The sequence below is a fragment of the Acidovorax sp. Leaf78 genome (assembly GCF_001422735.1).
Taxonomy (GTDB): domain Bacteria; phylum Pseudomonadota; class Gammaproteobacteria; order Burkholderiales; family Burkholderiaceae_C; genus Acidovorax.
On sequence record NZ_LMLZ01000001.1, the window covers coordinates 500,166 to 513,448 of the forward strand.

Consider the following 13,283-nt stretch of genomic DNA (forward strand, 5'->3'; position numbering starts at 1 on the left):
AAGCTATGACTTTGATAGCAATCATCCTGGCCACATTGGCCGCAGGCATTGGCAGCGTATGGCTGGCCGCGTTGTTGATGCGGCTGGGCCTGGGCGGGCGTTCGGACAGCGTGGGCCCCCAGCACCTGCTGAGCCTGGCGGCCGGCGCGCTGCTGGCCACGGCCTTCATGCACCTGCTGCCCGAAGCCTTCGAGAGCCAGGCCGGCGCGCACGACCTGTTTGCCACGTTGTTGGTGGGCGTGGTGTTCTTCTTTCTGCTCGACAAGGCCGAGCTGTGGCACCACGGGCACGAGCACAGCCACGGCGCACAGGCCGCCGTGCCCGCGCACCCGCACGGCGGCGCTGAGCACAGCCACGACCACGACCATGCGCACCACGACCACCACCATGGCCCGCGCGCTGGCGGCTGGGCGGTGCTGACGGGCGACAGCGTGCATTGCTTTGGCGACGGCATCCTCATCGCATCAGCCTTCCTGGCCGACATCCGCCTGGGCGTGATCGCCGCCGTGTCGGTGCTGGCGCACGAGGTGCCGCACCACATGGGCGACCTGGTGGTGCTGCGCCAGACCAGCCCCAACCGGCGCATGGCGCTGGTCAAGGTGTCCCTGGCAGGCGCGGTGACGGCGTTGGGCGGCGTGGTCGGCTACTTTCTGGTGGGGCAGCTGCAGGACCTGCTGCCGTACTTTCTGGCCGTAGCCTCCAGCAGCTTTGTCTACGTGGCCCTGGCCGACCTGATCCCGCAACTGCAAAAGCGCCTGACCGCGCGCGAAACCGTGGCGCAGATCGCCTGGCTGATCGCGGGCATGGTCATCGTCACGCTGGTGAGCGGCGCGGCGCACGGGCATTGAGCCTGGGCCCCTGCACGGGGCCCACAGAGGCAATGTGCATTGGCTGAATTGCTATCTTATTAATAGCTGTTGGCGCAATACAGGCAAGCGGTAGGGGCTAAATTTAATCCAATTTCGGTGCACCAAGCACGGACGGCTGCGGTCGCCGCTGGCGCGCCACCTTGCGAGCGACACCGTTGATCTGGCGGCGCCAGTCCACCGTGTGGCGCCCCCCGGCGGGAAGGTGCTCAGCGCCTCAAAGGGACCTTACTTCGCCAGCTCTTCCCGCACCGCCGCCACCTGCCGGCGCGACACCGCCAGCAGTTCTGTCGACCCTTGCAGCCGCACGGCCCAGCCTTCGCCTTCTTCGGGGTCGTAGTGCTTTTCCAGCGCGCGCACGGCGCGGCGGGCGACCAGGGCGTTGCGGTGGATGCGCATGAAGCGGGGCGCGAACTTGGTCTCCAGCTCGCTCAGCGCGCCGTCCATGATGTAGCTGCGCGTGGCGGTGCGCACGGTGACGTACTTCTGCTCGGCTTTGAAGTACAGCACCTCGGCCAGCGGCAGACGCTCAGTGCGGCCGCGGTCCTGGATCAGCAGGGTTTCGCCGTCGCTCGCTCCTCCGGGCGCGGCGGCGGTGCCCGGCGGCCGGGCGCTGCGCTGCACCTTGGCCAGGGCCTGCTGGAGGCGTTCGCGGCGCACCGGCTTGGTCAGGTAGTCGGTGGCGTCCAGTTCGAAAGCGCTGACCGCATGGTCCATGTGGGCCGTCACGAACACCACGGCGGGCGGGTGGGGCAGGCCCTGCAGGGCGTGGGCCAGCGACAGGCCGTCCTGCCCAGGCATGTGGATGTCCAACAGCACCACGTCGAAAGCGCGCCCGCCCGTGGGGCCCAGCTGGGCCATGGCCTCGCCGGCATTGGCGGCCTCGGCTACCGTCATGCGCGGGGTGGGCATGCCTTCTGCGCAGTCGGACAGCAGGGTGCGCAGCCGGCTGCGGGCCAGGGTTTCGTCGTCAACGATGAGGATGTTCATGGGCGGTCGTCGGTGGGCAATGAGGCATCGGCAGGGGCGGGCACGGCGCCGCGCCGGGGAGTGGGGGCGCCCCGGCCCGGAGTACCCGGCGCTCCACGGTCACGGTCACGCGTGCGGCCCCTGCCTTCGGTGCGGGGGCTGCGGTGCTTTTCTTCAGGGGCGGGCAGGGTGATGCGGACCTGGTACAGGCCGTCCTGCACGCCCGCTGTGAATTCGCCCTGCACATCGTGCAGCAGCGCCAGCCGGGCGCGCACGTTGGCCAGGGCAATGCCGTGGCCTTTGGTGCTGGGCTCGTCGCCCTTGCCGCCCCGGTCGTCCTTGGCCGGCAGGGTGTTGGTGATGCGCACCACCACGCGGCTGCCGCGCAGCTCGGTCAGCACGCGCAGCCGGCCGCCACGCGCGCTGGGCTCCACGCCGTGCTTGACGGCGTTTTCCACCAGCGGCTGCAGCAGCAGCGGCGGCAGGCGCGCCCCGTCGGTGCGCGGGTCCAGGCTCCACTGCACTTGCAGCCGCGTGCCAAAACGCACCTCTTCGATCGCCAGGTAGCGCCGTGCCAGGGTGATCTCCTCGGCCAGCGTGACCGATTCGCCCTGCTCGATGAGCGCGTGGCGGAACAGGTCGGACAGGTCTTCCAGCAGCGACTCCGCCTTGGCGGGTTCTTCGCGCACCAGGGCGATGGCGCTGTTGAGGGTGTTGAACAGGAAGTGGGGACGAATGCGCGACTGCAGCTCGGTCAGGCGCGCCGTGGTGGCCGCGGGTGTGCGGCCGCGTGCGCGCAGCACCAGCGCCGCCACCAGAATGGCCGCCAGCAGTGCTCCGGTGGCGGCGCTCGCCATCCACGGGGGCGCCGTGGTCTGCGACACGAGCGTGAGCATGGCGCAGGCGTACGCCCCGGCCAGCGCGCCCAGCAGCAGGCCCGCGGCGTACTGCAGCGCCGTGGACAGGCGCTGCAGCAGCGTCTTCAAGCTGCAGGCCGTGATCAACCACACCAGCGTGGCCGGCAGCGCGCCGCCGGTCAGCAGCGCCAGCGTGGCCAGCCACTCCGCCGGGGAGCGCGCGCCATACATGGCGCCCACGCCCACCACCAGTTCCACGAACAGCACGGCCCGCAGCACCACGCCCACTTGGCAGGCGTCAAACACCAGCGCGCGCCGCGGTGGCGCCGTGCCGCCACGGGACTGTCCGGGCCCGGGGCGCAGGCCCCGCCCAGCACCGTTCAACGGGGCGGAATCCGGAGGGGGAGGCGGGGTCGATAAAATTTGCGTGTTTTGCATTGCGGCATCCGGGCAGTCCGGGTGTCTGAACTTCCGGATTATTGCCCTCCTATGTCCAAAGCCCAAGCCACCAGCGCCACGCCGTCTGCGCCGTCCCACAACCAGCTCGACACCAAGGCACAGGCCTGGTCGGCGCTGTTCTCCGAGCCCATGAGCGACCTGGTCAAGCGCTACACCTCCAGCGTGTTCTTCGACAAGCGCCTGTGGCAGGCCGACATCGCGGGCAGCCTGGCGCACGCCGAGATGCTGGCAGCGCAGGGCATCATCGGCGCTGAAGACCATGCCTCCATCCAGCGCGGCATGGCACAGATCACGTCCGAGATCGAGTCCGGCGCGTTCGAATGGAAGCTCGATCTGGAAGACGTGCACCTGAACATCGAAGCACGCCTGACCCAGCTGGTGGGCGACGCCGGCAAGCGCCTGCACACCGGCCGCAGCCGCAACGACCAGGTGGCCACCGACGTGCGCCTGTGGCTGCGCGGCGAGATCGACCTGATCGGCGACCTGCTCAAAGAACTGCAGGTGTCGCTGGTGGATGTGGCCGAGGAGAACGTCGAGGTGATCCTGCCCGGCTTCACCCACCTGCAGGTGGCCCAGCCGGTGAGCTTTGGCCACCACATGCTGGCCTATGTGGAAATGTTTGCGCGCGACGCCGAGCGCATGGCCGATGTGCGCCGCCGCACCAACGTGCTGCCGCTGGGCAGTGCGGCCCTGGCCGGCACCACCTACCCGCTGGACCGCGAGCGCGTGGCCAAGACGCTGGGCATGGTGGACGTGAACGGGTCCCCCGCGGTGTGCCAGAACAGCCTGGACGCCGTGAGCGACCGCGACTTCGCCATCGAATTCACCGCCGCCGCCAGCCTGTGCATGGTGCACGTGAGCCGCCTGTCCGAAGAGCTCATCATCTGGATGAGCCAGAACTTCGGCTTCATCAAGATCGCCGACCGCTTCACCACCGGCTCATCGATCATGCCGCAGAAGAAGAACCCCGACGTGCCCGAACTCGCGCGCGGCAAGACCGGCCGCGTGGTCGGCCACCTCATGGGCCTGATCACCCTGATGAAGGGCCAGCCCCTGGCCTACAACAAGGACAACCAGGAAGACAAGGAGCCGCTGTTCGACACGGTGGATACGCTCAAGGACACACTGCGCATCTTCGCCGAGATGGTGGGCGGCCAGCTGAACCCCGCCACCGGCCAGAAGGAAGGCGGCATCACCGTCAACCCGCAGGCCATGGAGCAGGCCGCGCTCAAGGGCTACGCCACGGCCACCGATCTGGCCGACTACCTGGTGAAGAAGGGCCTGCCTTTCAGGGATGCCCACGAGACGGTGGCCCACGCCGTGAAGGCGGCCCAGTCGCATGCGTGCGACCTCTCGGAATTGCCCCTGACGGTGCTGCAGGGCTTTCACCCCCAGATCGAAAAGGACGTGTACGAGGTGCTGAGCCTGCGCGGCTCGCTCAACGCGCGCAACACGCTGGGCGGCACCGCGCCCGCGCAAGTGCGCACGCAAGTCGCACGCCACCGCGCCCGTCTGGCGTGATTTTTGCGCCTGCGTTGCAACCACCTCACCGACCCGGAGTTCCGACATGACGACGACTTCTCGCCGCAGCCTGCTGTCCCGCCTTTTGTGTACCGGTGCCCTGGCGGGCGCCGCGCTGACCATGGGCCTGGCCTTTGCCCAGACCCCCAAGCCCATCCGTCTGCTGGTGGGCTTTCCGCCCGGCGGCGGCACCGACGCCATTGCGCGCACGCTGGCCGAAAAGCTCAAGGACGAGCTGGGCCAGCCCGTGGTGGTGGAAAACCGCCCCGGTGCGGGCGGCCAGATCGCCGCGCAGGCGCTCAAGTCTTCGGCACCGGACGGCACCACGCTGTTCCTCTCGCACGACCACACCATCTCGATCCTGCCGCAGGTGGTGAAGAACCCGGGCTTCGACCCGGCGCGCGATTTCGTGCCCGTGGGCGGCTTCGCCACCTTCGTGAATGCGTTCGCGGTGTCGGGCGGCACGCCCGCCAAGTCGTTCACCGAATACGTGGCGTGGGTCAAGGCCAGCGGCGGCGGCAAGGGCGCGGTGGGCATTCCGGCACCTGCGTCCACGCCCGAATTCCTGGTCAAGCTGCTGGGCCAGAAATACCAGCTGGATCTGGTGTCCGCCCCCTATCGCGGGAGCGCCCCCATGATGGCCGACATGCTGGGCAACCAGATCAGCGCGGGCGTGGCGTCGGTGCAGGACTTCATCGAGAACCACAAGGCCGGCAAGGTGCGCGTGGTAGGCGTGCTGGGCACCAAGCGCCAAGCCGCCATGCCCGATGTGCCCACTTTCGACGAGATGGGCCTCAAGGGCTTCGAAGACCTGCCGTACTACGGCATCTACGCGCCCACCGGCACGCCGCAAAAGTTCATCACCGACTTCTCCACAGCGTTGGCCAAGGTCGTGGCCATGCCCGACGTGCGCGACCACCTCACGGCCATGGGCCTCACCGTGGGCCACATGACGCCGCAGCAGCTGGGCGCGCGCGAGAAGGCCTACACCGAGGCCTGGACGCGCATCATCAAGACCAGCGGCTTCGTCGCGCAGTAAGCCGGCGCTGCACGCCCGCCTTCCAGCACCTGCCGGGCCGTGGCCGGGCCCACTTCACTGCGTCCCGTCGCCCCAGCTCCCATGCACCAGCGCCACCTGCCCGCCAACTGGATCCACCACCGCCGGCTGCCGCTGGTTGCCGGGCTCTGCAGCGGCGCGCTGGCCGCGCTGCTCGCCTGGGTGGTGATCGACATCGCGCACACCAAGGCGCGCACCGAGATCGCCGCGCAGGCCCAAAGCCACCTGCTGCAGATCCGCGACCGGCTGGACCGCCAGCTGCAAAGCACGCTGTCGGTGCCCGAGACGGTGGCCGCCTTCGTGTCCGCACAGGGTGGCATGTCGCCCGAGATCTTCTCGACGGTGGTGGGGCGCCTGCTGGAGCACCAGCGCAACATCCGCAACCTGGCGCTGGCGCCGGACAACGTCATCAGCGACATCTACCCGCGCCTGGGCAACGAGCGGGCGCTGGGCCTGCACTACCTGGACAACCCGCAGCAGCGCAACGCGGTGGAGCGGGCCATCCAGACACGTCGCACGGTCGTGGCTGGCCCCATACCGCTGGTGCAGGGCGGCCTGGGCATCGTGAGCCGCACGCCGGTGTTCCTGGCCACCCCGCCCGGCAAGACGCCGGTGGGCGGGCCGCGCTACTGGGGCATCGTGTCGCTCACCGTCAACGCCGACACGCTGTTTGCCGACGTGGGCCTGCACACCGAGCAGATGGGCTTTCAGGTGGCCGCCCGGGGGCTGGACGCCATGGGGGCGCAGGGCGCGGTGTTCGTGGGCCGGCCGCAGCTTTTTGACGAATCGCCGGCCACGCTCGACATTCCGCTGCCCGGCGGCGGCAGCTGGATCCTGGGTGCAGTACCTGTGGGCGGCTGGAAGGCTGCTGGCCAGGCGCCCGCGTTGATCGTGATGCTGTCGTACGTGTTCGCGGTGGTGGTGGGCCTGCTCAGTGCCCGGCTGGTGCGAGCGCACCAGCAGGTACTGGCCCTGGCCACGCACGACCGGCTCACCGGCTTGCCCAACCGCCGGTTGTTCGAGGACCGCCTGTCGCAGGCGGTGCTGGCTGCGCAACGCGACCACCGCGCGGGTGCCTTGTTGTTGCTGGACCTGGACGGGTTCAAGGCCGTCAACGACGAGCGGGGACATGCCAGCGGCGACCAAGTGCTGGTGCGCGTGGCCCAACGCCTGTCGAGCCTCACCCGCGCCAGCGACACGGCCGCGCGGCTGGGTGGAGACGAGTTTGCCCTGGTGCTCAACGCCGTCGAATCCCCCGAGGCCGCCATGGCGACGGCCCACGCGGTGCTTGCTGCACTGCTCACGCCGATGGGGCTCGACAACGGCCAGCACGTGTTGATCGGGGCCAGTGTGGGTGTGGCACTCTTCCCGCAAGGCTCTGCGGTGGAGGGCGTTCCCGCGCTCATGGACCGAGCCGACCGTGCGCTCTATGTCAGCAAGCGCAATGGCAAGGGCCTGGCAAGCCTGGCCGATGCGCCGGGGGTGCCAGGTGTTCCTGGTGTGCAGGGTTCGGTGGCGTAGCCGATTTGCCCGTAGCCAGAGTCGCTGCAGACCCCTATCGCCATGCAGCCTCAAGGCGACGCAGCCGTGCTACCCGCCCGGCCGGGCGCCGTTGCTGCCAAGACATGACTGCCAACTCAGCCGCCACGCCCTGACCGTTGTCAGGGCCGTGGCAGTCTGCTGCGTCATGTCACCGGTGGCTCTCACGGCACCGGTGGCCTCTCCACAGGCTCAGGTTCAAGCCAGATTGCGCAGCTTGGGCTCGCGGGCCCACTGGCGGGTCTGCGCCGCGGCGATGAAGCCCTGCACATTGGCCGGGTCCACCACACCGGCGTCGGGCTCGATGCCGGCAGCGCTCAGCAGCGCTTGCGACCCCTTGCCGGCAGCGATGGCTTTGAGGTGGCCGAACGCGTCGCGGAACCAGTCCACCGCCGCCGCTTCGCGCGACAGCTGCTCGCCCATTTCCGACGTCAACACCGACACCACTGCATCGAACACCGTGGATGGCGTGCCCGCCAGTTGCCCGTGGGCCGCCAGCAGCGTGCCGTCGCGCAGCTTGGCGCCGCCCACCCGGGGCGACACGATCTTGACGGTGGCGCCTACCTTCTCCAGCGCCTTGCGCAGCGTGGTCACCGTATCGCCATTGGAGCCATCGGCCACCAAAATGCCGATGCAGCGGCCTTGCAGCGTAGGCTTCATGCGGTCGATGATGCGCAACTGGGGTGACAGCGGGAGGTCACGCACCGGCTCGGCGGCCGGCGGGGCGGCAGGCACCTGCGGCAGGCCAAGGCCTGCGGCCACGCGCTCGGCCAGGGCCGGCTCCACATGCACCAGGTGGCCGACGACCGCCTCGCGCACGTGGGGCGTACCCACCTTGGACAGCTCGAACACCAGGGCGGACGCGATGTGCGATTGCTCCAGAGGGCTTTGGCTGCGAAAGAACATGCGCGCCTGGCTGTAGTGGTCGGCAAAGCTCTCTGGGCGGATGCGCCCTTTGCCTTGGCCACTGCCATCGTCCACCTGCGCGAAGTGCCTGAAACCCTGCGCCTGCGATGCGCGCGGCGTGTCGGACTGCAGGCTGCTCGGCTCGTAGTTCACGCGGCCCTTGGGCACCTGCATCTGCATCTGGCCGTCGCGCTGCATGTTGTGGAAGGGGCACTTGGGCGCATTGATCGGGATCTGCGCAAAGTTGGGCCCGCCCAGGCGCGACAGCTGCGTGTCCAGGTACGAGAACAGACGGCCTTGCAGCAGCGGGTCGTTGCTGAAGTCGATGCCTGGCGGCACATTCGCGGGGCAGAAAGCCACCTGCTCGGTCTCGGCAAAGAAGTTGTCGGGCCAGCGGTTGAGCACCATGCGGCCGATGACCTGCAGCGGCACCAGTTCTTCGGGTACGAGCTTGGTGGGGTCGAGGTGGTCGAAGGGGAAACCCTCGGCCTCTTCCTCGGTGAAGAGTTGCACGGCCAGTTCCCATTCCGGGAAGTCGCCCGCCTCGATGGACTCGAACAGGTCGCGCCGGTGAAAGTCGTTGTCGGCGGCCTGCAGCTTCAGCGCCTCGTCCCACACCGTGGACTGGATGCCCAGCTTGGGCCGCCAGTGGAACTTGACGAAGGTGCTATCGCCGTCCGCATTGACCAGCCGGAAGCTGTGCACGCCAAAGCCTTCCATCATGCGCAGGCTGCGGGGCAGGGTGCGGTCGCTCATCGCCCACATCACCATGTGCAGGGTCTCGGGCATCAGCGAGACGAAATCCCAGAACGTGTCGTGCGCACTTCCCGCCTGCGGAAAACCGCGGTCGGGCTCCATCTTCACCGCGTGCACCAGGTCGGGGAACTTCATCGCGTCCTGAATGAAGAACACCGGAATGTTGTTGCCTACCAGGTCCCAGTTGCCTTCGGTCGTGTAGAACTTCACCGCAAAGCCGCGCACATCGCGCGGGGTGTCGACCGAACCCGCGCCGCCGGCCACTGTGGAAAAGCGCGTGAACACGGGCGTCTGCACGCCCACTTCGGTCAGCACGCGGGCCGTGGTGTAGTCGCGCAGCGAATGGGTCAACTCGAAAAACCCGTGGGCGCCAGAGCCGCGGGCGTGCACGATGCGCTCGGGGATGCGCTCGTGGTCGAAGTGCGTGATCTTCTCGCGCAGGATGAAGTCTTCGAGCAGCGCAGGGCCGCGGGGCGAGGGGCGCAAAGAGTTCTGGTTGTCCGCTACCGGGATGCCCTGCTGGGTGGTCAGCACAGGGTGCTTGCCACCGGCTTGTTGCTGCAGCTCACCTGCGTTGCCGCGGTAGGTGTCGGACTGTGTGGAAGACGGGTAATTGGACGGCGATCTCTTGGTCGCGTTGCGCGACGTGGGGGCTCGTGCCATGGGTGCGCTCCTGGTGGATGTTGAAAGACGGGACAAACGGCAATCATTCGCGGGCTTGGCTGCCTGACAGGTAGGACGCCGCCCTATCTCTCCGTCCTCGGCAGTAGGAAATGTGGTTTGTGTGTCGGGAGACAGGAGCTCGCGGCTTTGCCACGCTGCGTAGCATTCCGCTGGCGCACACTCGGCGACGGCATGCGCCGCACGCGCATTGCCTGCACCGTCGGCCCTGTCTTCAGTGCACGTCGTCCGACCTTTATTCCTGTCGATCCATGTTCTACGCCATCCCCCTTGAAAGCCGGCCCACGTGGCGCAACCCCCCGTGGATGACGGTGGTGCTGATCCTCGTCAACATGCTGGTGTTCTGGGGGCCACAGCGTTCGGAAGAGAAGGCCCAGGACCGGGCGGCCCAGTTCTACCTGGCCAGCCCGCTGCCGGCGCTGGAGCTGCCGGGGTTTGTGGCTTGGCTGAAGACGACAGGATCGCCCAGAGCCAAAGCCGCCCAGGCTGCGTATGAGGCCAAGGAGCACGGGATACTGCTGCAGGCCATGGAGCAGGAGCCGGAATTCATGGCACTGCTCAAGGCAGACCGTGTTGTGGAGCCCAGCCATGCCATGCATGCGCAGTGGAAGACCCAGCGCCGCCAGTACGAAGCCCTTCAGCCACCGCCTTTCACGCACCGCTGGGCACAAAGCTACGAAAAGGATGCTGAATTTCGGCCGGTCACCTGGCTCACCGCCACCTTTTTGCACGGCAGCACGGGCCACCTTCTGGGCAACATGATCTTCCTGTTTCTCTTCGGCTTTTCGGTGGAACTTGCGTTGGGGCGTGGCACGTACCTCGCGTTCTACCTTCTGGGCGCGGTGGGTGGATCGTTGCTGGCGGGCTGGGTGTACGCGGGCAAAGGCAGCTACGGCCTCGGAGCGTCGGGCGCCGTGTCGGCCCTGATGGGAATGTACGCGGTGATGTACCGCCTGCGGCGCATCCGGTTTTTCTATCAGCTGTTCTTCTACTTCAACTACGTCACCGCGCCGGCGTTGATCCTGCTGCCCGCCTGGATCGCGAACGAGTTGCTGCAGCACTTCAGCAGCGGCGAGCCCGTGGCGTACATGGCCCACCTGGGCGGCTTGGTGGCGGGTGCACTGCTCATGGCCGCAGCCATGCGGGTGCGTCAGGTCCGGTTGCCCGAACCCGAGGCAGACCGGGCCGCCGACCCGTTCGATGCGCATGTGGCGCGTGCGCGCCGCCTGTCCGAGGCCATGCAGTTTGAAAAGGCGGCGGCCGAATGGCGCGCGGCGGCGCGACTGCGCCCGGACGACGCGGACACGCTGCGGGCCTGGTTCGGCGTCGCCCGGCTGATGCCGGCCAGCGACGGGTTTCACCGCGCCGCGCACCGCATCTTTCGCCTCAGCGCCACCGACGCCGCCACGCTGCAATTGCAGCACGCGAGCTATCAGACCTACCTGGACCAGGCCAAGCCGGGCGTCCGCCTCAAGCCCGACGACATGGCGAGGCTGGTCCGGCGCTTCGCGCGAGCGCACCACTTCCAGGATGCACAAAAACTTTGTCTGGCCCTGGTCCAGACGGCGCCGCACAACCCGGGCCTGGGCGACACCATTTCTGTGCTGGTCAATGGCCTGATGCAGGCGGGCCAGCGGGCGGAGGCGGCCGTCTGGCTACCGCATCTGCAGCGGCTCCTGCCGCAGGACGCGGTGACCCGCGCGCTGCAGTCAGGATGACGCGGCAACAGCGGTGGTGGCGGGCGCGTTGCGCAACAGCCAGCGCACTTCCTGGGTGGGTTCGCTGTCGGGGTAACGTGATTCCAGCGTCTTGAGGATCTGCTGCGCCATGTCGGCACGGCCCAGCCCCTGCACCAGGGCGCGTGCTGCCAGTTCGTAGGCCTGCGGAACGCTGTCGTGCCCGCGAAAGCGTTTGTCGAAGCCGGAGATCAACGCCAACGCGGCCCGCGCGTCCCCGGCGCGCCATTCGGCGTTGGCCAGCGCCAGGTTGGTGGGCGCATCGCCGACCACGAAGCCTGCGTCCTGTTTCCGGCAGGCCTTGTACACCTGAAGCGCCTCGGACGGCTGGCCTCGCCGCACCAGCAGGGCCATGAAGCGCTGCGCATGGTCCGTCAGCGATGCGCTCTTGTTCGCCAGCAGCAGGACGCGGTGGTACCGGCGCTGCGCAGCCAGTTCATCGGGTCGGGTGCGCTGGTCTTCGTAAGCCATGCCCAGGGCGCCGGCCACATCGCCGTCGGTAATCATCCTTGCCACCTGGGCGTCGGTCTCCTGCTGGGCGATCTGCTCGGGGGAGCGGCGGTCAGGTGCTGCACCGTCCCCGTCGTCGCCGCCGCCGGGCAGCAGGTCGACACCGAAGGCCGCGTGGTGCTGGTACATCGTGTAGCCCAGCAGGCTGGCCATGACCCAGCTGAAATAGATCAGCGCCAGATTGATCAGCGGCAGCAGAATCAGCCCGCTGAACAGCGGCAACAGCAACCCGATGGCCACCTGCGCTCCGGTCGACAGCAGGAACAGGAAGAAGCACAACAGCGCGTAGGGCCAGCCGATGATGCGGATGGTGTCCCACAGCGCGGCGGGCTTGAGCGACTCGGCGATGCTGCCGGTCTGCACCAGGAGCATGACGGTGGCGGGCAGCGTGAATGACATCACGAAGATGCCGAGGGTGGCCAGCAAGGGGCTGACGTACGACAGCCAGCCCAGCGCGAAGCCCTGCACGACCAGGATGACAAACAGCTTCCAGGGCAGGTGGGTCCACTCGTCATCGAGCTCGCGCGGAAAATCCGCAGCGCGGGAGATGCCCCGCGACCCCAGGGCAGTCACCTTGAACCCGTAGCGCGAGCTGGCCAGCATGATGCCGACCTCGATCAGCAAGATGGCCAAAAAGTCCGGCAAGAAGAACACCAGTTTGAACAGCAGGCTGCTCATCGCGAGCAGCGTGCCGTAGGTCAGGGGCTCGGTCTGCAGGGGGAAGGCAAAGAAGGTGTTGATCCGGTGCCAGAACGGACGGGGTGCGGTCGCGGCCTCGTGCTGCATGGGGACGGCCCGGCATTACTTGGAGAAGAAGTCGGATTGCGACATGCCGCGCCCACCTGCCACGCGCACCACTGTGCGCTGGTCGGACCGCAGGAGCTTCATCTGGCCCATCTCGCGCACCACCTGGTCGTTGAAGGTGCCGCTGAACTGCATCACGGTCTCTCCCATCTTGAGCAGGCTGGTGCCCTTGACCTGGGCGCTTTTGCGGCTGGGGTCGATCACGATGCTGTCGATGTGGAACTCGTACTCGATCGTCAGCACGCCGCCCATGCGGTCACCGATCCGCTCGAACATCTGCAGGCTGGTCTTGAAGGCCTCGCACTGCTGGCGCTGGTTCAGCGTGGTGCGCTGCGTCTGCCCGTTCATCACCGTCTCGTCCTGGATGATGGCCTGGGAGCTGAGCTGTTTGCACAGCAGTTCTGCATCCCGCTTGTACAAGGCGTGCGCACCGTCGTCATAGAACGCGCGCACCATTTTTTCGTCCAGCGTGCGGCCGCCGGCAAAGTAGTACCAGGCGCCCACGCACAGGGCGACCACCAAGATGATCTTTTTCACGACTCCCTCTCACTCTAATTTTGCGGCGCAGTATAGCGGCGGGTGCGCAGCGTTTTGTGCCGTTGATACGCGCCCGTGCGAACGG

General features: G+C 67.7%; 10 protein-coding genes. 5 read left to right on the forward strand and 5 right to left on the reverse strand.

Features of this window, described 5'->3' with window-relative positions; translation table 11 throughout:
- Window positions 1-5 precede the first annotated feature (5 nt).
- The gene (locus tag ASF16_RS02220) at window positions 6-848 is read left to right on the forward strand and encodes a ZIP family metal transporter (protein ID WP_056161980.1); all 843 of its coding nucleotides are present in this window, start codon (window positions 6-8) and stop codon (window positions 846-848) included.
- Between the two features lie 246 nt (window positions 849-1,094).
- Here the strand turns inward: ASF16_RS02220 and ASF16_RS02225 are convergent, their stop codons facing one another.
- Together ASF16_RS02225 and ASF16_RS02230 are read right to left on the reverse strand one after the other, a co-directional pair.
- Complete coding sequence (locus ASF16_RS02225) at window positions 1,095-1,856, reverse strand: LytTR family DNA-binding domain-containing protein (protein WP_056161981.1); 762 nt, start codon at window positions 1,854-1,856, stop codon at window positions 1,095-1,097.
- Window positions 1,853-3,130 carry a sensor histidine kinase gene (locus ASF16_RS02230; RefSeq protein WP_082516690.1) on the reverse strand — a complete coding sequence of 426 codons (1,278 nt, stop codon included), beginning with the start codon at window positions 3,128-3,130 and terminating at the stop codon, window positions 1,853-1,855. The genes ASF16_RS02225 and ASF16_RS02230 overlap by 4 nt, the downstream gene beginning before the upstream one ends.
- A gap of 51 nt (window positions 3,131-3,181) precedes the next feature.
- Here ASF16_RS02230 and argH point away from each other — a divergent pair, with 51 nt between their 5' ends.
- The 3 genes from argH to ASF16_RS02245 all read left to right on the forward strand — a co-directional run bounded on the left by argH (window position 3,182) and on the right by ASF16_RS02245 (window position 7,250).
- Window positions 3,182-4,672: an argininosuccinate lyase gene (argH, locus tag ASF16_RS02235; protein WP_056161984.1), complete on the forward strand. Its 1,491-nt coding sequence runs from the start codon at window positions 3,182-3,184 to the stop codon at window positions 4,670-4,672.
- Between the two features lie 46 nt (window positions 4,673-4,718).
- Window positions 4,719-5,711, forward strand: a complete 993-nt coding sequence (locus ASF16_RS02240) for a Bug family tripartite tricarboxylate transporter substrate binding protein (RefSeq protein ID WP_056161986.1) — start codon at window positions 4,719-4,721, stop codon at window positions 5,709-5,711.
- An 81-nt stretch (window positions 5,712-5,792) separates the two neighbouring features.
- On the forward strand, window positions 5,793-7,250 hold the full coding sequence (locus ASF16_RS02245; RefSeq protein ID WP_056161988.1) for a diguanylate cyclase domain-containing protein: 1,458 nt from the start codon (window positions 5,793-5,795) through the stop codon (window positions 7,248-7,250).
- 216 nt (window positions 7,251-7,466) lie between these two features.
- Here the strand turns inward: ASF16_RS02245 and ASF16_RS02250 are convergent, their stop codons facing one another.
- Entirely contained in the window at window positions 7,467-9,593 is a 2,127-nt protein-coding gene (locus tag ASF16_RS02250) for a catalase (RefSeq protein WP_056161990.1), read from the reverse strand.
- Between the two features lie 269 nt (window positions 9,594-9,862).
- Between ASF16_RS02250 and ASF16_RS02255 the strand changes: the two genes are divergently transcribed.
- Window positions 9,863-11,329, forward strand: coding sequence for a rhomboid family intramembrane serine protease (locus ASF16_RS02255; protein WP_056161992.1), 1,467 nt, complete (start codon window positions 9,863-9,865; stop codon window positions 11,327-11,329).
- Here ASF16_RS02255 and ASF16_RS02260 read toward each other — a convergent pair.
- Together ASF16_RS02260 and ASF16_RS02265 are read right to left on the reverse strand one after the other, a co-directional pair.
- A complete protein-coding gene (locus ASF16_RS02260) occupies window positions 11,321-12,643 on the reverse strand; it encodes a tol-pal system YbgF family protein (RefSeq protein ID WP_056161993.1) in 1,323 nt (440 codons plus the stop codon). The genes ASF16_RS02255 and ASF16_RS02260 overlap by 9 nt on opposite strands.
- 15 nt (window positions 12,644-12,658) lie before the next feature.
- Entirely contained in the window at window positions 12,659-13,198 is a 540-nt protein-coding gene (locus ASF16_RS02265) for a hypothetical protein (protein ID WP_056161995.1), read from the reverse strand.
- Window positions 13,199-13,283 lie beyond the last annotated feature (85 nt).

Coding starts and splice junctions, on each gene's coding strand:
- ASF16_RS02260 (WP_056161993.1), bottom strand. CDS start 12,643: ATGCAGCACGAGGCCGCGACCGCACCCCGTCCGTTCTGGCACCGGATC.
- ASF16_RS02220 (WP_056161980.1), top strand. CDS start 6: ATGACTTTGATAGCAATCATCCTGGCCACATTGGCCGCAGGCATTGGC.
- ASF16_RS02255 (WP_056161992.1), top strand. CDS start 9,863: ATGTTCTACGCCATCCCCCTTGAAAGCCGGCCCACGTGGCGCAACCCC.
- ASF16_RS02240 (WP_056161986.1), top strand. CDS start 4,719: ATGACGACGACTTCTCGCCGCAGCCTGCTGTCCCGCCTTTTGTGTACC.
- ASF16_RS02230 (WP_082516690.1), bottom strand. CDS start 3,130: ATGCAAAACACGCAAATTTTATCGACCCCGCCTCCCCCTCCGGATTCC.
- argH (WP_056161984.1), top strand. CDS start 3,182: ATGTCCAAAGCCCAAGCCACCAGCGCCACGCCGTCTGCGCCGTCCCAC.
- ASF16_RS02245 (WP_056161988.1), top strand. CDS start 5,793: ATGCACCAGCGCCACCTGCCCGCCAACTGGATCCACCACCGCCGGCTG.
- ASF16_RS02225 (WP_056161981.1), bottom strand. CDS start 1,856: ATGAACATCCTCATCGTTGACGACGAAACCCTGGCCCGCAGCCGGCTG.
- ASF16_RS02250 (WP_056161990.1), bottom strand. CDS start 9,593: ATGGCACGAGCCCCCACGTCGCGCAACGCGACCAAGAGATCGCCGTCC.